Here is a 20,584-nt window from a genome sequence, read left to right as displayed (position 1 = left end):
GCAGACCGCGGCGGTGCGCCACCAGCACGACCTCCCCGAGTCCGACGCCGGCGAGGTGCCGCGCGGCCTGCCGCTCATGGTCCAGCGCATCCCCACCCAGGAGTCCCGCCAGCCCGGCGCCGCGCCCGCGCGCCTCGCACCGCAGACCATCCGCGTGCGCGTCGCCGACGACGTGCGCGCCGCCGGCCGCATGCTCACCTCCGCCGACGGCGCCCGCCCCCGCTCCACCCGCGCCCTGCCCGAGCCACACGCCCTGCCCGAGCCCCGGCCCGGTCCCCCGGGGGACCGCGAGGGGTCCGGGCGAGCGTCGTCCCCCGCGCCCGCCGCGGGCACCCGGACTCCGACGAGCGCGCCGACGACGACCTCCCTCCGCCGCTCCCCCCTGCACCCCACCCCCACCACCCCGACCCCGGCGCTGGCCCCGACCCCGGCGCTGGCCCCGACCCCGACCCCGACCGTGGCCGCCGCCCCGACTTCGACGACCGTGGCGGCGGACCGCGCCCTGGGCCCGGCGTCCCCGGCGCCGCTGCCAGGCGGCCGCCTCCTGCGCCGCCGCGCGCTCGCCTCGGCTGCAGCCGCCGCCCGCACCGCCCGAGCAGCCACCCCCGCCGACCCCGCCATCTCTCCGGCTTCGCCCGGCCATTCCCGGAGCAACGACGGTCTCGTCGCGACGAACCCCGCCCACCCCGCCCTTCCTCCGGCTCCGACGACTCACACCCGGAGCAACCACGGGGTCGTCGGAGCCGGCGGGACGGCGGGGGCCGGCAACGCATCGTCCGGACCGTCGTCGGACCCACCAGGGACGACCGCGGGAACGAGCTCACTCGACCCCGCGCTTCCTCCGGCTCCGACGGGCCAGTCCCTGAGCAACCACGGGGTCACCGGACGGCGCTCCGCCGACCCCGCGCTTCCTCCGGCTTCGGTGGCTCATTCCCGGAGCGACGACGGGGTCGTCGGGAGGCGGTCCGTCGAGGCCGCGGTTCCTCCGGCTTCGGTGGGTCATTCCCGGAGCGAGCACGGGGTCGTGGGGAGGAGGTCCGTCGAGGCCGGGGTTGCTCCGGCTGCGGGTGGTCGTTCCCTGAGTGATGACGGGGGTGGTCGGTCGGTGGGGAGGCTCGCGCGGGCGACCGGCGACGCCGCGGCGCCGCTGCCTGCCGTGGTGCGGCGGTTCGTGGGCGCTGTGACCCGGGTGCTGGGGCGGTCGGTCCCGGGTTCGACCGGTACCACCGGTGATCCGACCGCACGGGCACGACGGTCGGTCGCGCCGAACGCCCCGATCGCGTCCGAGCTCGCGCGGCGCGCGTCGGAGAAGACGCCCAGCGGTTCGGCCGGGGCGACGACGAGCGCTCTCCCCTCGTCGTCGCGCCCCGGCGGGACGACGAGCGCACTCACCTCCTCGCCGCGCCCAGACCCGACGAGCACCCTGGCCGCGTCCTCGCGCTCGGGCTCGACGACTGCACCCTCGGCCGCGGCCTCGTCGGCTGCCGCGTCCTCGCGGGCGACGGGTCCCGGCAGCTCGACGGTGCGTCCCGTGGGGGGCGACGCCGGGTCGGGTGCGCACGGCGGGGCGGCGGACGGCGGCGGGCTGGTGCGGCGGTCGAGCGCGCACGGGGTCGGGCGGCTGCCCGGTGCGGGGCACCGGCGGGCGGGGCACCGGCCGGACTGGTCCGACGACCCCGGCCGTCCGCTCGGGATCGAGCCCGGCCCGATCCGACGCGCCACGCGATCCACGCCGAGCGCTCCCGGCCACGGCGGACGAGGCGCGCCTGGGCCCAGCCGTCCTGGTGGTCCGCGCACCCCACGGTCCGGCTACGCACCGACGGTCGACCCCGCGAGCGGCGGAGGCCGCGCAGCGCCGGGTGGCACGGGCCGCGCTGCGTGGTCCGGGGCCGCATCGGAACGCGGTGGAGGCGGGGTCGGAGCGAGGGCCCCGTCGCAGGTCGGCGGCGGGGTCGGAGCGAGGGCCCCGTCGCAGGTCGGCGGCGGGCCCGGAGCGGTGGCCTCGTGGCAGGGCGGCGGCGGGCTCGCGGCCGTGGCCTCGTGGGAGGTCGGCGGGCCGGCCGGCGGGCTCGTGGGCCACGGACCCGGGTCGGTGCTGGCCGCGCTCGCTCCGGTGACGGTGCGCCCGGCCTCGGGGGCTGCTCCCGCACCCGCGCCGTCCGCTCTCGCCGCGGCGGGCGTCGTCCGACGCAGCGCGCTCGACCCTGGAGCCACCACGGGTGCGTGGTCGGCGGGCCAGGCGTCGTCGTCATCCGGGTGGTCCGCCGGTCCCGCGTCGTCGTCATCCGGGTGGTCAGCCGGTCCCGCATCGTCGCCGTCCGGGTGGGCGGCTGGGCGGTCGGCGCTGCCGGCGTCGAGGTCGACGGGCACGACGTCTGCGTCGTCTGTCGGGGGGTCCTCGTCGCCCATCGCTCCCGCGGGTGCTCCGGTGGTCCGGCGGTCGATCGGCTCAGCGGCGACCTCGCGGTCGGGCTCCGCGCCCGCGAGCGCGGGGTCCGCCGACGCGGCGGGGACGTCGCGCGGCGTCGTCGGGCCCGGGGCGGTCCTGGGCGCAGGCGTGAGCAGTGCGGTCGGTGCGTCGTCCGGGGTGACGGGCATGGGCTCGTCGCAGCCGGGCGGTGCTGCTGAGCTCCCGGGGTCGGTCTCGGCGGTCGTGCGGAGGTGGGTGTCGGGGCGGCTCGGTGGGCGGCCCGCTCGGCCGCGCGCGCGGACGACGCCCCGGACGGCACCGCCCGCGAGCGCGCTCGCCGCTCCCCCGTTGCCGACGTCGTGGAACGTCGCGCCCCCGCGGGGCGCGTCCCTGCGGGAGCCCGGCCGTCCGGCCGTGGCGTCGCACCGCACCGACGCGGCCGCGTCGGGCGGACCCGCGGCCGCGACGGACGGGCTGTCCCCCACCGCCGCGCTCGCGCTCGCGGACGCCGCGCGCGGGACCGCCGACCCGACGCTCGCGAGCAGCGCGATCGCCTCGCTCGCCGCGCAGTGGACCGGGCCCGCGGCGGTCACCGGTCACGCTGCCCCGCTCGTCGTCGGCGACCCGTTCGTCGGACCACCCTCGTCCCTCCCGGGAGGTGCCATGTCGCTGCCCGCCCCTGACGGGTTCGTCCCCGCGCCCGTCGCCGGCGACCCGTCGTCGCTGGTCGACGAGGTCGAACGCCGGCTGGTCGAGCGGATCGCCGAGCTGGAGCGCTGGAACCGCGACGAGCTGGACGAGCACGTGCTGCGGCTCGTGGAGCGGCGGCTCGAGGAGGAGACCGAGCGTCGCGCGTGGCGGGTGGGGTCGGAGGTGTTCTGATGACGGGCATCGAGAAGGCGTTCCTCGAGATCGAGGGCGGGACGCGCGTGCCGTGCCTGTTCAACCCGGCGCAGCTGCAGCTCACGCGGTCGAACTCGTGGGCGGGTGCGCCGGTGCCGGGGCGCGGGGTGCCGCGGCTGCGGTACACGGGGGCGTCGTCGGGCGTGCTGCACGTGGACCTGTTCTTCGACACGACGAACGACGGGTCGTCGGTGGCGGCGCACACGGGCAAGGTCGTCGCGCTCATGGACGTGGACCCGTCGCTGCCGGGCACGGACGAGTCGAGCCACAACGCGCGCCCGCCGTACGTGACGTTCCACTGGGGCGACCTGCACTCGTTCAAGGCGGTGGTCACGGACCTGGACCTGACGTTCACGTACTTCTCCGGGTCGGGCACGCCGCTGCGCGCGACGGTGTCGCTGACGTTGCGGCAGTACGAGGAGTCGCAGGCGTTCGGGCGGCAGAACCCGACGTCGGGGACACCGAAGCCGCACCGGGTGCACCGCGTGCAGTCGGGCGAGACGCTCGACCGGATCGCGGCGACGTACTACGGCGACTCGACGCGCTGGCGCACGCTCGCGGCGGCGAACGGCATCACGGACCCGCTGGCGCTGCGGCCCGGGTCCCTCCTCACGGTCCCGAGGATCGACTCGTGACGGTCCTGCGCGACGAGAAGGCGCTCACCTGGCCGCGCATCCTCGTGGCCGGGCAAGAGCTGGCCGAGGAGTGGACGGACCAGCTCGAGTCGTTGCGGGTGGAGCGGGCGCTGCGCACGATCGGGCGGGCGTGGCTGCGGTTCACGGACTCGGCGTACGCGCTCGCAGGGTCGAGCACGTTCGCGATCGGCGAGGCGGTGGAGATCTCGTCGGTCACGACGCAGGGGCTGGCGTCGACGACGCTGCTGACGGGGACGGTGACGGCGGTCGAGTCGGCGCTCACGGAGCGCGGCGAGCTGCAGCTCACGGTGACGGTCGACGACTTCGGGGTCGGGCTCACGCGCAGCGCGGAGGTCACGACGTTCCACGAGATGTCGTACACGCAGGTCGTCGCGCAGCTCGTCGGGGACGCGGGCCTGACGGCGGAGGTCGCGGAGCTGCCGACGGCCCCCGTGGCGTTCGCGCTGCGCAGCGACACCGCGCTCGCGACGATCGACGACATCGCGGTGCGGTACGGGTGCGACTGGGTCGTCGAGGGGCAGGCGCTGCACGTGTGGTCGGCGTCGTCGGGCTCGCTGGGCACGTCAGACGACCTCACGGCCGGGGTGAACCTGCTGGCGTTCGCGGTGCGGCAGGTGACCGACGCGACGACCGAGGTGACGGTACGCGGCTGGGACCCGAAGGCGCAGGAGGCGGTCACGGCGAGCGCGCAGACCCCGAGCCCGCGCGCGGGACGGCAGCCGCAGAACAGCGACGCGACGTTCACGCGCACCGACGCGCACGCGAGCACGTCCTCGCAGGAGGACGCGCAGGCCGTCGCCACGGGCCTCGCGGCGCGCACCGGCCGGATCGTCGCGCGCGGGCGCTGCCTCTACCAGCCGACGCTGCGGCCCGGCACCACGGTGTCCGTGGCGGGCATGGGTCCCAACTCGGGCGCCTACTACGTGCGCGAGGTGACGCACACGGTGGACCGCGCGGGGTCGACGACGGCGTTCGTCGCGGGCGACCGCGACCCCGTGCGGCTGGTCGCCGCGCCGCCGACGAGCGCGGCGTCCACGTTCCGGCGCGGCGGGCTCGTCGTCGGCGTGGTGGACAACGTCAAGGACCCCGACGCGCTCGGGCGCGTGAGCGTGTCCCTGTCGACCGCGAGCGACCAGGCGAAGTCCGCGTGGGCGCGCGTCACGCAGCCCGGCGCGGGCAGCGGGCGCGGGCACCTCTTCCTGCCGCACGTGGGCGACGAGGTGCTCGTCGGGTTCGAGAACGACGACCCGAACCGGCCGGTCGTGATCGGCGGGCTGTACGGCACGAAGGCGGCGCCGCACCGCGCGGCGATCGGCGAGGACGGCGCGGTGGTCGCGCAGGCCATCAAGACACGCACGGGCCACGTCATCGAGCTGTCCGAGGGGACGAGCGACGCCGAGCAGCACATCCTGCTGAGCCTCGCGTCCGGCGCGCGGCTGCGGGTCGGCAAGGACGCCGTGGTGCTCGAGGCGCCCGACGGCGTGCCGCTCACGCTGAACGCGGGGCAGTCGTCGCTCGCGTTCGACGGCAACGGCAAGGTCACGCTCACCGGCACGACGCTCGAGCTCAAGGCCCGCTCCAAGGTCGACGTCTCGTCGTCCGCGGACGTCGCCGTCAAGGCGGGCACGGGGCTCGCGCTGCAGGGCATGACCGCCACGTTCAAGGGCACGGCCTCGACGGTCGTCGAGTCCGGTGCCGTCGCCGAGGTCAAGGGAACGATGGTGAAGATCAACTGATGTCCGAGACCCCGCTCCTGCCCGCCTCGCCCGACTTCGTCGGACGCGGCTTCGCCTGGCCCCTGCACGTGGACCACACGGGCTCGATCGCGCTCACCGCGCCCGGCGGCGACCTCGAGGACTCGATCCGCGTGGTCCTGCTGACCGCGCCCGGCGAACGGCTCATGCGCCCGCAGTTCGGCTGCCGCATCTGGGACCTGCTGTTCGAGCCGATCACCGCGAACCTGCTGGGGCTGATCTCGCAGGCGGTGCGGGACGCGCTCGCGCAGTGGGAGCCGCGCATCGTCGTCGACGACGTGACGCCCCTGCAGGACGACGCCGAGGCCGGCCTCGTGCGCGTGCGGATCGACTACCGCGTCCGGGCCACCAACGACCGCCGCAACCTCGTCTTCCCGTTCTACGTCATCCCCCGGGAGGAGTCCTGATGCCGCTCGACCCGCCGCACCTCGACGACCGGACGTTCCAGGACATCGTCGACGAGACCAAGCGGCTCATCCCCCGCTTCACCCCGGAGTGGACCAACCACAACGTGTCCGACCCGGGCGTCGCGCTGATCGAGCTGTTCGCCTGGATGTCGGAGATGGTGCTGTTCCGCGTCAACCAGGTGCCCGAGCGCATGTACGTGCACTTCCTCAACCTGGTCGGGATCGAGCCTTTCCCGCCGAGCGTCGCGCACGCCGACCTGACGTTCTGGCTGTCCGCACCCGCGGACCGTCCCGTGCGCGTGCCCGCGGGCACGCAGGTCGCCACGGTCGGCGACGACCCGGTGGTGTTCTCCACGTCCGACGAGGCCGTCGTCGCACCACCCGAGCTGGTCGCCGCGCTCGCCGGCACTGCCGCGGGTCAGCTGCACGACGTGTGGGAGGACCTCACCGTCCCCGGCGCGTCCGCGCTGTGCTTCCCGTCCGACCCCGTCGCCACCGACGACGCGCTCTACCTGGGCACCAAGGGCTCGCTCGGCGGGTACGCGGTGCGGCTCGACCTCGCGGCGCGCGCCGAGGGCATCGGCGTCGACCCGCGCAACCCGCCGCTCGCGTGGGAGGCGTGGGACGGCGAGGCGTGGGTCGCGTGCCAGGTCGAGTCCGACTCCACCGGCGGCCTCAACAAGTCCGGGTCGGTGGTGCTGCTCGTGCCGCACCGGCACGAGCCGCTCGTGCTCGCGGGCGAGCTCGCGCACTGGCTGCGCGTGCGCCTGACCCGCCCGCAGCCCGGCCAGCCGACGTTCCAGGCGTCGCCGCGCATCTCGTCGGCGCACCTGCTCGCGATCGGCGTGACCGTGCCCGCCGAGCACGCCACCACCGTCCCCGCCGAGCTGCTCGGCCGGTCCACCGGCGCGCCCGGGCTCGTGCTGCGCGCGTCGTCGTGGCCCGTCGCCGCACGCCGCGACGAGGAGGGCGTGCTCGTCGTCGACCGCGGGCAGACGCGACGCTGGACCGAGGTGCCGGACTTCTCGGCGTCCGGACCCGGCGACCCGCACGTCGTGTGGGACTCGACCACCGGCGAGGTGCGGTTCGGCCCTGCGATCCGGCACCCCGACGGCATCGTGCGCCAGCACGGCGCCGTCCCGCCCGACGGCGCCGAGATCCGCGTGACCGCCTACCGCACCGGCGGCGGAGCGCGCGGGAACGTCGGGGCGCGCACGCTCGTCTCGCTGCGCAGCGGCGTGCCGTTCGTCGCGTCCGTCTCCAACGCGCGCGCCGCGACCGGCGGCGTCGACGCCGAGTCCGTCGAGGAGGCCAAGGTCCGCGGGCCGCTCACGCTGCGCACCGGGCAGCGCGCCGTCACCGCCTCCGACTTCGAGGCCATCACGCGCCAGGCGTCCGTCGAGGTCGCCCGCGCCCGCTGCCTGCCCGCCGCGCAGACCGGCTCGGCGACCGTCCGCGTGCTCGTCGTCCCCGCCCTGCGCAGCGACCCGCGCACGCACCGCATCGACGACTTCGCGCTGTCCGCCGAGCTGTTCGACGCGATCGCCGACGCGCTCGACGAGCGCCGCACCATCGGCACGTCCGTCGAGCTCGGCACCCCCTACTACCAGGGCGTGAGCGTCGCGGCGCTCGTGCGCGCGCTGCCCGGCCGGCCCGCCGCGATGGTCCGTCAACGCATCTCCGACGCGCTCACCCGGTTCATCCACCCGCTCACCGGTGGGCCCGACGGCGGCGGCTGGCCGTTCGACGCACCCCTGACCGCGACCGCCGTCGCGCAGGTCGTCGAAGGCATCGACGGGGTGCTCGCCGTCGACGAGCTGCAGCTGTTCGAGTACGACCTGCGCACCGGGCGGCGCGTCGGCGGCGGCCGCGAGGCCATCGCACTGTCCGACAACGCGCTGTTCCTGTCCGCCGACCACCGGGTGGTGGTGCGGTGAACGCACGCCCCTCCGACTGGCTCCTGCGCCAGCTGCCGCACGGCATGCTCGCGGAGGAGTTCTTCGTGCGGTTCGTGTCGATCTTCCAGGAGCAGGCCGGCACGCTCCTGCAGCACGCCGACAACCTGCCGTACCTCGCCGACATCGACATCGCACCGACCCAGATGATGCAGGAGATGGCCCGCTGGCTCGGGCTGCCCGGCATCGACGCGTCCTACCCGCCGCAGACGCAGCGCCGCATCCTGCGCACCGCCGCGCAGACCCTGCAGTGGCGCGGGACCGTCGCCGGTCTCACGCGGCTGCTCGAGCTGTACTCCGGCGGACCCGCGCGCGTCACCGACAGCGGCGGGGTGTTCGCCGAGGGCGAGGTGCCCGACGACGTCGCGTGGGTGGTGCTCGAGGTCGACTCGACCGGCCCGCTCGGGCAGGCCGACTTCCTCGCGCTCGTGCTCGACGAGGTGCCCGCGCACGTGCTCGTCGAGGTCCGCGTCGGCGGGGAGCGCATCTGGCCGGTGCCCGCCGCGGAGCAGGAGGAGGAGCTCGCGTCATGACCGACCTGCACGACACCCCGACAGGGCTGGACCAGCCCGACGACGGCCTGCGCGTCACCTGCCCCGAGTGCGGCACCGTCACGCGCGTGCGCGGCGACCGCCGCCTCGCGAGCGACTTCTGCCCCACCTGCGACTACCCGCTGTTCTGGGCGCACCCCACCCGCACCGACGAGGCCCCGCAGGAGTCCGGCGACGACGCGCGCTGGCGCGCCCCCGGCGCGTCCGGGTCGGTGGTCGCGTCGACGCTCGCGTGCCCGGTGTGCTCCGAGCTCAACCTGCCCACCGCCGTGACCTGCGTGCGCTGCGGGTCGCCCATGACACCCCCGCCGCCGCCCGTGCCGGCACCCCCGCCCGCACCCGCGCCCGTCGTCGTGATCCAGCCGCCACCCCCGCCCGCGCCGTGCGGGCACCCGGACACCTGGTGGGTGGTCGTGATGACCGCCGCGACGACCGCGGCCCTCGTCCTGCTGCTCGTCTGGCTGTTCTGAGCCGGTCCGGGCCGAGACCCGGACCGGTCAGGGTGCGGCGGCCGGGACGGTGCCCTGGACCGGACCCGCGTCGGTCCAGATGCCCGAGCCGGTGAGCGTCGCACGGACGGTCGTGCCCGCCGGGAGGTCGGTCGCCGGGCTGCACGTCGCCGACCCGCCCACCGCGGTCACCGCGTCGCAGCCGTCGATGGTGGTCCACGTGGTGCCGGACTGCGACTGGAACTGCACCGTGCCGGTGGGGGTCCCGGTCCCGGCCGTGCTTCGGGTGAGGGCCACGACGAGCCTCGACGCCGTGACCGTGGTGAACGCGATCGTCGCCGGGATCTGGACGGTCACGCCGGTGACCGCGACGTTGCCGGACGCCGCGAACCGGCCCGAGCCCGCGTAGCGCACGCGCAGGGTCTGGGCGCCGCTCTGCCAGCCCGACGTGTCCTCGGTGAGGTTCGCGGTCCCGCTCCCGCCGAGCGGCGACGTGTCGATCTGCGTCCACGAGGTGCCCGCGTTGGTGCTGCGCTCGAGCACCACGTCGCCCACCGTGACAGCGGTGGTGCCTGCCGTCACCCGGACGCCCACCGTCAGCGTGGTGCCCTCGACGATCGTCGTCGGCGCGCTCGTGACCGCGATGGTCGTGGCGCGGGCCGTCAGCGCGAGGGTCACGAGCTGGAAGTCGACGCCCGCCGGGACGCTCGTCGGCGTGATCGTCAGGTCCCACCCGCCGCTGTCCGCGACGGCCACGGTGGCACCCGCGTCCGGGACCCACACGGTCGTGTCGCTGCCGCCGACGGTCACGACGAAGTTCCGGGCCACCCCGTTGGACGCGGGCGTGACGCGCGCGGTGAGCGTGCCGGGCGCACCCGCGGGGCCGGTGGCGCGCAGGCGGACCTGCGTCTCCTCGACCTCGAACTCGATCTCCGCGTCGGCACCGTCGATCTCCACGTCGGTCGTCCACGTGCCGAGGTGCCCCGCCGGCCCGGACAGCGTCGCGGTCCCGACGCCGTCGCCGAGCTGCGCGAACGTCGTCGAGAACGTGCCCGGCCCGGCCCGCACCACGGGTTGCGCGACCGACGTCCACGGTCCCGTGAGGCTCACGAGCGCGCCCGTGAGGTCCGAGGCGGACGTCACCGTGACCCTCAGCGCGTGCGTCGTCTCCGTCAGGAGCAGGTCGACGACGAGCCCCGCGCCCGCCTGCAGCTTGACCGTCCGGGACGTCGACAGCCCGCCCGCCGAGACCGACAGCGTGTACGTCCCCGCCGCGACGTCCTCGAACAGGTAGTGCCCGTCGTCGTCCGAGGGCTGAGTGCTCGTCACGCCGTCTCCGGACAGCTCGACCGTCGCGCCCGGGACCACCGAGGTCGCGCCGTTCGCGGCCTGCCGCTGCACGACCCCCTCCAGGGAGCCGGTCGGCGCGGTCACCTGCACCGTCATCGCGCGGCTCCGTCCGGCGGCGATCGGGACGTCCATCACCACGGGCGAGTACCCCGAGCCGATGATGTTGAGCGTGTACGACAGCGGCGCGAGGTTGTTCTCGAACCGGTAGTAGCCGCCGCCCTGCGAGGTCAGCTGCGGCCGGTCCGTGCTCGTGCCGTTGTTGTACGTGAGCTCGACCGAGAGGCCCTCGACCCCCTCGCTGCCGGACAGGACGAGAACTGTCAGGCTCGCGGGCTTCGGGCTCAGGAGGAGCTCCGGCGCGGGCTCGGTCTTGCCGGGCATCGTGACGGGTACCACCGTGGTGTCGGACGTCCCCGAGGCCGCCACGTAGTTGTCCGCCGTCGCCTTGACGCTCCATTCTGCCTGGGCGAGCCCGTCGACCTCGGTCGTACCCGTCACCGTGTACGTCCCGGCAGCGCTCGTCGTGGACGTGAACGTCGTGCTCCCCGACGTGGCCGTGATCTGGGCACCCGCGAGGCTCTCGCTGATGGTCCTCGTGATCACCGCCTCGACGTGGCCCGCGATGGTGCCCAGCCGTTCCAGTGCCAGCTTCGACGGCGCCCCGGTCGTCTGGCCCGCCGCGAGCGGGACCTTGCCCGAGAACGTCCTGAACCCGGCTGCCCGCACCACCACGTCGTAGCCGGGGTCGATGTTCGGCGCGAGCTCACCGAAGTCCACGTAGTCCGTACCCGGCAGCGCCGAACGACGCTGCTCGATGTTGTCGACCGTGAGCGTCACGACCGCGTCCGTCACGGGCACGTCGGTGTCCGCCGAGTCGACGAGCTTGATGCGCAGCACGCCGTTCTTCTGCAGCGTCACCTCCAGCTCGGGAGGGTCCGCGCCCACGGCGACCTCGAGCGGGACCGGGTCCGAGACGTAGCCGGGCAGCGACGCGGCCACCGTGTAGCTGCCAGGCCGGATCTTGCCGGAGCCCGCGGGTTGTGCGGAGTCGCTCCAGGTAAGCCGGCCGGCATTGTCGGCGACGACCGCGATCTCCCCGACGCCGGGCGGGGCCTTGGTCACCCGGAACGTGACCTTCGAGTACGCCGCGGGCAGCTCGGCGGCGGTCGCGCCCTGCAGGGTCACCTTGCCCGCGAACGTGCGCCCGGTCGGCGTCAGCACGATCGGGGCCTCGTCCGTCGTGCTGACACCGTTCGCCACGTACTGCTCGTAGCCGTCCTTCGTCACGCGGAGGTCGACCCGCTTCTCGACGAGCGGCAAGGGGATCACGTCGTCGCGGTCCGGGCAGCTCTTCGGGTCGGGCAACGTGCAGACCTCGAACATGCCTCCGTCCGTCGTCGACGCCGGCCGGGTGCCGGCGCCCGGGATCGGCACCACCCCGCGGTACCCGACGACACCCGAGGCCTCCACCGTCGCTCCGGCGACGTTCGTCGGGGAGGCCCCCAGGTTCACGACGACCTGCTTGCGCACCGTGCTCACCGCAGTGGTGAGCACCACCTGGACCGGGAGCTCCTGGTTCAGGCTGATCTGGACGTCCTTCACCGTGCCCGACGCTCCCACGGTCTGGCCGGTCACCTCGTACGAACCCGCCGGCAACCTGCGCAGCTCGACCACTCCGTTGGGCGCCGACCCCGAGACCGTCGCGGGTCCCTTCGCCGTGACCTGCGCGTCGGCAGCGGCGGAGAGGGCCCCGTTGCCGTCCGACGTCAGGGCCGTCACGATCATCACGCCCAGCCGGTCGAGCGTGAAGTCGACCCGGCGCGGCTCCCCGGCCTTGAGGGTCACGCCGACCGGCGTGGGCCTGACGTACTCGCCGCCCAGCGCCGGCACGACGTACACGACGTAGGGGCGTGCGCGCAGGCGGTTGATCTCGAACGACCCGTTCACGCCCGTGAAGGAGCACGCGCCCTCGTCCGTGTGGCACCCGGCGCGGCCCTCGCGGGCGCACGGGTCGGGCCCGGGACCGGGCTCGCCCTGCTCGACGGCGACGACGCACGTGCTGGTCGGGACCACACCCACGCGCGCGGCGACGGACCCGATGATCGACGGCGCCAGGTCGAGCGCTACCGTGGGCGCCTCGACGACCTGCCCCATGGCGACGGCGACGTCGACGTGCCCGGGCTCGTACCCCGGCGCGCTCAGCGTGAGCCGGTAGGAACCCGGGAGCAGGCCGCCGTCCCGCGCGCCCGGCAGCCGGTACGTCTCGGACGCCGGCCCCCTGACCGTGACGGGCTCCGTGCCGCCACCCGGCAGGTGCCGCGTCGTGGTGACGGTGAGTGTGCACACCTCGTCGGACCTGCCCTTCGGACACGTGAGGAACCCACCGGTGCGGGCGTCCGTCGCCCGTCCGACGATCTTCGCGTCGTCGCTCACCCCGTCGTTGTCGAGCTCGACGAGCTCGAGGTGCGCGGTGGCGCCCGACGTCGTGACGGTGACCTGCGCCGACGCGGGTCTGTGCCCGAACAGCTCGCCGACCAGCGTGTACTGCCCGGCGGGGATGCCCACGAACGTGAACGTGCCCTGGCCGTCCGAGATGGACATCGTCCGGAACCGGCCCGCGGGGCCGCTCAACGTCAGTCCCACCGCCGTCAGGCCGTGCCCCGCACTGTCCTTCACGGTGCCGCCGAGCGTGCCGCCGAGCGACGTGAGGCTGACGATCATGGGTGCGCGTCCCGCCACGCCGAGCTGCAGCCGGTGCGTCTGCGTCGCGTAGCCGGGTGCCTCGAACGTGACCGTGTACGCCCCGACGGGCAGGTCCGGCAGGACGAACGTGCCGCGCGCGGTACCGGTCACGGTCGTCGCGGTGCGCACCACGGACCCCTTGCGCGCCGTGACCGTGACGCCGCCGAGCCCGTCCTGCCCGCCGAGCGAGTCGCGGCCCTCAACGGTGCCGGACAATGTGGTCACGCCGGCGCGCATCGTGAGGTCGACCGTGCGGCTGCCCGCGGCGGGCAGCGACACGAGCGCGGCCTGTGCCCCGAGCTTCTCGGACGTCGCGCTCACCAGGTACGTCGACGGCGTGGACAGGCCGTCGACCTCCCAGCGGCCGACCGCGCCCGACGTCGCGCTGCGCGTGGTGATCGTCGTCGTGCCGTCCGAGAGCGTGAGCCGGACCCCGCCCACCGGGCCGTCCGGCCCGCGGACCGTGCCGCGCAGCGTGCCGTCACCGGGCGTGAGCTCGATCTCGAGCGGCGCGGCGGCGGCCTCGGCGCCCGTGACCCAGAACCGCTGCGTCTCGTAGCCCGCCTTGGAGAACGTCAGCAGGTACCGCGCGGTCGGCGACAGTCCCGCGAACGCCCACGCGCCGTCGTCGCCCGTGCTGGTGGACCGGCGCTGCGGGGTGACGTCGGTGCGCTCGACCGGGAGCGCGAGTCCCGAGATCTTGCCGGCACCCGAGGACCCGGGCGCGCGGCTCGTGCTCGTGCCGCGCAACGCGCCGACGAGCCACGCGGCCGCGCCGACGGGGTGGTGCTCCGCGAGCGCGCGCGACGCCCGCGCGGTCAGGCCGTCGTCGTCGCCCGCCGCGGCGCCGGTCTCCGACGAGCCGTCCGTCGAGCCGTCCGGGGCGTCCGTGCCGGTGAGCGCCCCCGCGGGCACGACCTGCACCGTCACGTCCGACGGGTCGCTGGAGGTCACGACCCCGCCGATGCGCACGCCCTCGTCGGCGCCGTCCTCGGCGCCGTCCTCGCCGCCGTCCTCGCCGGCGGACCCGCCGCCGGACCCTGCGCCTGGTCCGCCGGCCCCACCACCGGCGCCCCCGCCGGCCCCGCCGCCGTCGTTCCCACCCGCGCCCGGGGAGGCACCCGGGGTCGCGGGGGCGGTCGTCTCCGTGTCGTCCCGCTGCGCCGAGTCGGTGACCTGCCCGGACAGCCAGGGCAGCGCCGCGAGCACGAGCCCGACCCACAGCAGCCCGAGCGTCACGACGGCGGTCGCACGCAGCGCGGTCCCGGTGAGCACGGGTCGGGCGGTGAACGCCGCGTCGAACCGGTGCGGCGCCTGCTGGCCCGTCGCGGTCACGTGCCAGCCGATCCGCCGCGCGGTCCCGACGAGCGCGACCCGCCGCGTCCCGGCGCGCGCACCGACGCGCACGCTCGCGTGCGGCGCGATGTCGACCTCGCGCGCCGCGAGGTCCACGAACCCGGTGTCCTGCGCGTGCGCGTCGAGCTGCACGCGCGTGGTGGTCTCACCGCGGTTGGCGAGCACCACCTGGACGCGCTTGGACCGCACGCCCCGCACCTCGGCGGGCTCGACGCTGAGCACCAGCCCGGACTCGCCGTCGACGCGCAGCGCACCGTCCGCGAGCGTCGTCGCACGCTCCTGCGCGGCCTCGTCGGCGGCGCCCGCGTGCCGCACGGACTCGACGGCCACGACGAACGGGTAGTCGCCGGGCGTGGCGCCCACGGGCGGCAGGATCGGCAGGTCGACGGTCACGGTCGCGTCGGCGACGACGTCCGTCACGACGACGGGCGCGGGCAGCCACGACCCCTCGAGCCCGACGACCGACACGACGAGGTCCCGCGTCGTCGTCGTGACGTTGCGCGCGGCCACCCGCAGGGTCGCGTGCTCGCCCGGTGCTGCGTGCGCGCCGGGCTCGACCAGGACGGTCGTCGCGACGCGACCGGGGCGCGGTGCCTTGGCCATGGCCGCTCAGCCCGCCTCGATCGTGAAGTTCACCTGCTGGCGCTCGCTCGCCGTCACGGTCGTCGCGGCAGACGTGGCGAGCACCTGCCCGTCGCGCGTGAGACGCACCTCGACGAGGTAGTTCTCGGGCGCGTCGACGTCGAGGAACTCGTACTTCCCGTCGGCGTCGGTCGTCGTCGTGGCCGTGGGGCCCGCTGCCGTGCCGTACTCGGACGCGCGGTAGAGCAGCACGACCAGGTCCTCGGGCGTGCTGTCCTTCCCGAGGGTCACGTGCCCGTGGACGCTGGCCGGCGCGACGAGGTCCGGGGACACCTGCTTCTCCTCGCCGGCCGCGAGCACGACGATCTCGGACGTGGGCTTCGTGCCGGACCGCGAGAACGTCACGGTGTACGTCCCGGGCTCGAGCCCGCGGACGTCGAAGCGGCCCACGTCGCCGGCGGGAGTGGACGCGGTGTGCACGACGCGCTGCCTGCTCGCGGAGCTCACGGTGACGCGCACGTTCCCGACGGGCCGCAGGTCGGACCTCGAGCCCGTCTCCTGCTCGACGGTCCCGTGGATGCGCGCGGTCGCGCCCCGCATCGTCACGTCGACGGCGCTCGCGGAGGGCGCACCGGCCGTGACCGTGCCGTACGCGTCGATGCTCACGGACAGCACCTGCGGCTCGAGGTCGGCGCGCGAGAACGTCACCGTGTACGTGCTCGGGACGCGCAGCCCGGACAGGCTCCAGGCACCCTCGGGGTCGGTCGACTGCGTGACGGTCGACTGCGTCACCGCACCGTCGGTGACGGTGACGTCCACGCCGCCCGCCGACGACCCGGTGACGGTCACGCGCCCGCCGAGCGTCGCCTCGTCGGTCCCGAGCACGACCGCCAGCCCGGTGAGCGCCTGCCCCTGGTCGAGCGTCACGGCGAGCGTGGCGGACGCGTACCCCTCGGCGGCGACGACGACCGTGTACGCGCCCGGCGTCGGCAGGCCGCGCACGACGAACGTGCCGGGGGCGTCCTGCGTGAGCGTCACGGTCTCGACGACGACCTGCCCGCTGCTCGCGACGACCGTCGCACCGGGGACCGGTCCCGAGAACCCGCTCACGCTGCCCGCGATCGACCCGTCGCCCTGCAGGAGCGCGAGCTGCACGCCCGCACGGTCCTCGCCGGCCGCGACGTCGACGCGCTGCACGGACGACGAGAAGCCCTCCTTGGTGACGACGAGGTCGTACACGCCGGGCGACGGCAGGTCGGCGACCTCGAACGTGCCCTCGGCCCCGACGGGCACGGTCCGCACGACCGCCCCGCTGCTCGTCGACGCGGCCTCGCCCGGCTCGGGCGGGGTGCCCGCGAGCGGTCCGGTGTCGAGCGGCAGCTCGACCGTGAGCACGGCCCCCGCGACGTCGTCGCCCGTGACGGTCCCGGCGAGCGTCGCGGGCACGCCGCCGACGAGCACGCCCAGGTCGGCCACGGTCTGGCCGTCCTGCACGGCGACGGGCTGCGCGTCTGCCTGGGTGGGTGCCGACGGGTACCAGGTCTCCGTGAACCCTGCGCCGCTCACGCGCAGCGTGTACTCGCCCGCGGGGATCGCGGTGAACGTGAACGCGCCCGCGTCGTCGGTCGTCGTGCTCGTCAGGGGCGTCGTCGAGCCGTCGCCGTACGGCTCGACGGTCAGGCCGGAGACGCCCTCCCCCGTGGACAGGTCCGTGACGGTGCCCGTGAGCGACGAGCTGCCGGTCGTGTCCTCCTGCGCGCGGGCCTGCGCGACCTCGAGCGCGAGCTGGCGGTCGGCCGCGGACCGGCTGACGACCGAGCTGAGCGCGACGGTGATGACGACCGCGAACGTCGTGAGCGCGAGCAGCAGGCCCGCGAGCGCGATCACGCCGCGCGCGAACCGCGGCTTCTGCACGAACACGCCCGCCGCCGCGGGCGGCGCCTCGGGTGGCGGCGCGGTGGGCCCGGTGAGCCGCAGCTCGAACGGCCGCAGCCGCGGGTCGCCTGCGAACGGGCGGCGGGCGCGCGCCTGCATCGCGACCGTCGCGCTCTGCCCGGGCGGGAGGGTGAGGCTCTCCGGGCGGAACGTGAACGTCGTCGCCGCCTCGGGGTCCCGCGCGAGCAGGCCCGTGACCTGCTGCGTGTTGCCCTCGTTGTGCACCACGACCGAGTACGCGGCGGCCTTGCCCGCGGTGACCGTGGGCGGGTCGAGGCGCACCGACGTGCGGGGCACGGGCGGCACGTCCAGCACGACGTCCTGCACCGCGATGGCGCTCTCGTCGGCCAGGTCGCGCACCTGCACCGCGACCCGCCGCTCGCCCGCGGGCAGCCCCTCGGGCAGGCGCAGCGTGACGACGACCGCGGCCGTCTCCGACGGGAACAGGCGCAGCTGCGGCTCGTCGACGCTCACCCACGACGGGTCGGCGCCGAGCACACGCACCGCGTAGCCCGCGATGACGTCCGTGGTGTTGGTGACGGTCGCGACGAGCGAGGCCCCCTGGTGGGGCTGCACGACGAGCCGGCGCGGCTCCAGGTCGAGGTGCATCAGCCCTCCACCGGCAGGTCGCGCCGGACCTCGCCGCCCGTGACGGTGACGATCGAGGTGGCGACCACCTCGTCGTCGACCACGACCGTCACCGTGTAGGTGGCCGGCGGCAGCCCGCTCAGCACGTACGACCCCGACCGGTGCCGGCCCGTCGCGGTCGTCGTGGTGGTCCGTGTGACCTCGCCGTCCGTCGCGTTCACGGTCACGCCGACCAGCCCGGTCCCGTCCCGTGTGACGCGTCCGACGACCGTCCCGACCGCGGGGCGCAGCGTCACCGCGACCGGGGCCGCGGGACCGCTCGCGGGGATCGTCACGGGGACCGTGACCGAGGTGAACCCCTCGCGCGCGAACGTGAGCGTCACCGGCTTGTCGGACCCCAGCCCCGTGAGCGTGAACGCCCCGACGTCACCCGACGTGAGGGTCGTCGTGCTCGCGGTGGCGCCCGCGCCGCCCGCGGTCACCGTGACCCCGCCCAGGCCCGCGCCGTCCTCGTCGACCGCGCGGCCCGTGACCGTCCCCTCGCCGCCGGTGAGCACGACCGACAGGTCCGCGCGCACCTCGCCCGGACGCAGGTCCACGGCGAGGGTGCGCGTGGTGAAGCCGCCGCGCGTGAACGTCAGCACGTACGTCGCGGGCGTCGGCAGGTTCGGCAGCACGAAGCTCCCGACCGACCCGACCGTGGGCGTGCCCACGACGAGCTCCTTGCCGTCCACGGACGTGCTGACCTGTACGCCGCCCACGCCCGCCGAGCCGTCGGTCACCGTCCCCGCGATCGAGCCGGTCCCGGCGCCGAGCCGCACGGCGAGCGCGAACCGCTCCTGGCCGCCGAGCACGCGCTCGGTCGTCGTGGTCGGCTGGTAGCCCTCGGCGGTGAACGTGAGCTCGTACGTGCCCGGCGCCGCCAGGTCGGTCAACGTGTACCCGCCCTCGGGGTCCGCGGTCGTCTCGCGCACGAGCGCCGCGTCGGCCCCGCCCCACGTGGGCCGGGCGGTGACCGTCACCTCGGTGCCGGGAGTCTCCTCACCCACCTCGACCGTGCCCGACAACGTCGCGGGGTGCCCCGTGAGCGTGAGGTCCACGCCCTTGGTGACCTGGCCGGCGGCCGCCTCGACGTGGTCGGCGCCCGTGCCGGACGCGGACGCCGGGTACCGGGCCGCGTCGTACCCGTCGGCCCGCACGCGCACCACGTACTCGCCCGGGAACAGCCCCGTGATCGCGTACGTCCCGTCGGCCTTCGTGGCCGCGGACGCCACCGGCTCCGGCCCGTCGCGGCCCTCGCGCACGACGACGACCGTGATCCGGCCCAGGCCCTGGCCGTCCGCCTGCCCCCGCACCGTCCCGGTGAGCGTCGCGCCGACGCCCGCGGGGACCGGTCCCTTCTTGGACACCGCACCCGCCGGGCGGACGGCTCCCCCGCCGCCACCGGCCGCCGCGGCGGCCTGCTCGTCGCCCGTGCGGGACTCCTCGTGCGTCGCCGCGAAGAACGACGCGGGCGCGACCTTCGCGTACGGCTCGGCGCCCAGCACCTCGCGCGTGCCGAGCAGGAACGCCAGCGCCCACGCGAGGACGATCGCGAGCAGGATCAGCGCGGTCAGCAGCCCGCGGCTGATCGTGGGCCGCTGCTTGAGCACCAGGTCGACGCGCGACTGCGTGCCCGGCGCCTCGGCGTGCACCGTCACGGGCCGGTCCCGGTCCCCGCCGAGCAGCTGCCGCGGCCCCTTGACCAGGGCCGTCGCCGTGCCGACCGACCCGGCGGGCACCGCGAGCGTCGACGGCGTGATCGTCGTGCGGACCGTGCGGTCCGCGTCCTGCGCGCGCAGGGCCACGTCGAGCGGGGTGTTGCCGTCGTTGCGGACCTCGAGCGTGAACGCGCCGCGGCTGCGGCTGCGCACGAGCGTCGGCGTCGCGTCGAGGCGCACGTGCGGGTTCGGGGGCACGACGAGGTCGACGTCGTGGAACGCCTCGCGCGCACCGGGCGCCCGCCCGGCGACGACGAACGTCACCGGGTACGTCCCCGCCGGGAACGACCCGGGCAGCCCCACCGTGAGCCGGACCTCGCCCGCCGCGTCCGGGAACAGCGCGAGCGCGTCCGGCTCGACGCGCACGCTCGCCTCGGGCACGCCCAACGCACGCACCGACAGCGACTCGATGACCTCGGAGGTGTTCACCACCTCGAGCGGGACGACGCCCGTGCCGCCGGGCGCGACGTCGAGCCGCTCGACCGTGCTCGAGACCCTCATGGCGCGCCCCACCGGGACGTCGCCGGGACCACCTGCGTGACCAGCGGGGCCGCTTCCTCCCAGTCGTACGCGTCCGCGGCGACCGTGACGGTGAGCGTGAACGACGCCTTGAGCGCACCGCCGAGCGTCGACCACAGCTCACGCGGCCGGTTGCGCTCGTCGGTCACGAGCGAGAGCTGCACGGGCGACGACGGCGGCCGCGCCAGGTGCTCGGACGGCAGGACCTGGTACGCGAGCAGCCGCGTGAGCACGTCCCCCAGCAGCGAGTGCTCGTCGCGCGGCGAGCCCGCCCACGCGCTCACCAGGTACGCAAGGTCGACCATCGGCAGCGCGAACCGCCGCTCGACCACCCCGCCCGCACCCGGCCGCGCCTGCGGGCCGCGCGACGGCTGCGCCGAGCGCCCCACCTGGTACAGGAACAGGTTCACGGTGAGCCGGTTGACCTGCGCCGACCATGCGCTCGACGGCGGGTCGAAGGACACGTCCCCCGCGTCCTCGGGCAGCGGCAGGGTGTCGCGCAGGAGCCGCTCGAGCCCGTCCTCGACGACCGGGATCAGCACGCGCCGCCCCCTTCCCCCACGCCTTCCCCCACGTCTTCCCCCACGCCGGCGACTCGCCCCGTCGGGGCGCCGTACGAGGCCGCGGGCGCGGCTCGGCCGGGACACCTGACGGTAGGAACCGGCGT

General features: G+C 75.6%; 11 protein-coding genes. 7 read left to right on the top strand and 4 right to left on the bottom strand.

Annotation, left to right across the window (positions count from 1 at the left end; all coding sequences use genetic code 11):
- Positions 1-2,557: 2,557 nt before the first annotated feature.
- The 7 genes from F1D97_RS06295 to F1D97_RS06265 are packed head-to-tail and all read left to right on the top strand — an operon-like array spanning position 2,558 to position 9,106.
- Positions 2,558-3,292, top strand: a complete 735-nt coding sequence (locus F1D97_RS06295) for a hypothetical protein (RefSeq protein WP_236123022.1) — start codon at positions 2,558-2,560, stop codon at positions 3,290-3,292.
- The gene (locus tag F1D97_RS06290; RefSeq protein WP_236123021.1) at positions 3,292-3,948 is read left to right on the top strand and encodes a CIS tube protein; all 657 of its coding nucleotides are present in this window, start codon (positions 3,292-3,294) and stop codon (positions 3,946-3,948) included. The genes F1D97_RS06295 and F1D97_RS06290 overlap by 1 nt, the downstream gene beginning before the upstream one ends.
- The gene (locus F1D97_RS06285; RefSeq protein ID WP_236123020.1) at positions 3,945-5,705 is read left to right on the top strand and encodes a phage baseplate assembly protein V; all 1,761 of its coding nucleotides are present in this window, start codon (positions 3,945-3,947) and stop codon (positions 5,703-5,705) included. Before F1D97_RS06290 ends, F1D97_RS06285 begins: the two co-directional genes overlap by 4 nt.
- Positions 5,705-6,130 carry a GPW/gp25 family protein gene (locus F1D97_RS06280; RefSeq protein ID WP_236123019.1) on the top strand — a complete coding sequence of 142 codons (426 nt, stop codon included), beginning with the start codon at positions 5,705-5,707 and terminating at the stop codon, positions 6,128-6,130. Before F1D97_RS06285 ends, F1D97_RS06280 begins: the two co-directional genes overlap by 1 nt.
- Positions 6,130-8,067 (top strand): putative baseplate assembly protein, encoded by a 1,938-nt coding sequence (locus F1D97_RS06275; protein WP_236123018.1) that lies wholly within the window; start codon positions 6,130-6,132, stop codon positions 8,065-8,067. Before F1D97_RS06280 ends, F1D97_RS06275 begins: the two co-directional genes overlap by 1 nt.
- Positions 8,064-8,618 carry a phage tail protein gene (locus F1D97_RS06270; protein ID WP_236123017.1) on the top strand — a complete coding sequence of 185 codons (555 nt, stop codon included), beginning with the start codon at positions 8,064-8,066 and terminating at the stop codon, positions 8,616-8,618. Before F1D97_RS06275 ends, F1D97_RS06270 begins: the two co-directional genes overlap by 4 nt.
- Complete coding sequence (locus F1D97_RS06265; RefSeq protein ID WP_236123016.1) at positions 8,615-9,106, top strand: hypothetical protein; 492 nt, start codon at positions 8,615-8,617, stop codon at positions 9,104-9,106. The genes F1D97_RS06270 and F1D97_RS06265 overlap by 4 nt, the downstream gene beginning before the upstream one ends.
- A 27-nt stretch (positions 9,107-9,133) precedes the next feature.
- Here the strand turns inward: F1D97_RS06265 and F1D97_RS06260 are convergent, their stop codons facing one another.
- The 4 genes from F1D97_RS06260 to F1D97_RS06245 are packed head-to-tail and all read right to left on the bottom strand — an operon-like array spanning position 9,134 to position 20,459.
- On the bottom strand, positions 9,134-15,136 hold the full coding sequence (locus F1D97_RS06260; RefSeq protein ID WP_236123015.1) for a carboxypeptidase-like regulatory domain-containing protein: 6,003 nt from the start codon (positions 15,134-15,136) through the stop codon (positions 9,134-9,136).
- A gap of 6 nt (positions 15,137-15,142) precedes the next feature.
- Complete coding sequence (locus F1D97_RS06255; protein WP_236123014.1) at positions 15,143-17,659, bottom strand: carboxypeptidase regulatory-like domain-containing protein; 2,517 nt, start codon at positions 17,657-17,659, stop codon at positions 15,143-15,145.
- Positions 17,659-19,899, bottom strand: coding sequence for a carboxypeptidase-like regulatory domain-containing protein (locus F1D97_RS06250; protein ID WP_236123013.1), 2,241 nt, complete (start codon positions 19,897-19,899; stop codon positions 17,659-17,661). The genes F1D97_RS06255 and F1D97_RS06250 overlap by 1 nt, the downstream gene beginning before the upstream one ends.
- Positions 19,896-20,459: a DUF4255 domain-containing protein gene (locus F1D97_RS06245; RefSeq protein WP_236123012.1), complete on the bottom strand. Its 564-nt coding sequence runs from the start codon at positions 20,457-20,459 to the stop codon at positions 19,896-19,898. Before F1D97_RS06245 ends, F1D97_RS06250 begins: the two co-directional genes overlap by 4 nt.
- Between the last annotated feature and the right edge of the window lie 125 nt (positions 20,460-20,584).

Source organism: Cellulomonas palmilytica (assembly GCF_021590045.1).
Classification (GTDB): Bacteria; Actinomycetota; Actinomycetes; order Actinomycetales; family Cellulomonadaceae; genus Cellulomonas; species Cellulomonas palmilytica.
The sequence above is the reverse complement of the archived record's forward strand: the minus strand, read 5'-3'. Positions and strand labels throughout refer to the sequence as shown.

Coding starts and splice junctions, on each gene's coding strand:
- F1D97_RS06255 (WP_236123014.1), bottom strand. CDS start 17,659: ATGCACCTCGACCTGGAGCCGCGCCGGCTCGTCGTGCAGCCCCACCAG.
- F1D97_RS06275 (WP_236123018.1), top strand. CDS start 6,130: ATGCCGCTCGACCCGCCGCACCTCGACGACCGGACGTTCCAGGACATC.
- F1D97_RS06265 (WP_236123016.1), top strand. CDS start 8,615: ATGACCGACCTGCACGACACCCCGACAGGGCTGGACCAGCCCGACGAC.
- F1D97_RS06290 (WP_236123021.1), top strand. CDS start 3,292: ATGACGGGCATCGAGAAGGCGTTCCTCGAGATCGAGGGCGGGACGCGC.
- F1D97_RS06250 (WP_236123013.1), bottom strand. CDS start 19,899: ATGAGGGTCTCGAGCACGGTCGAGCGGCTCGACGTCGCGCCCGGCGGC.
- F1D97_RS06260 (WP_236123015.1), bottom strand. CDS start 15,136: ATGGCCAAGGCACCGCGCCCCGGTCGCGTCGCGACGACCGTCCTGGTC.
- F1D97_RS06280 (WP_236123019.1), top strand. CDS start 5,705: ATGTCCGAGACCCCGCTCCTGCCCGCCTCGCCCGACTTCGTCGGACGC.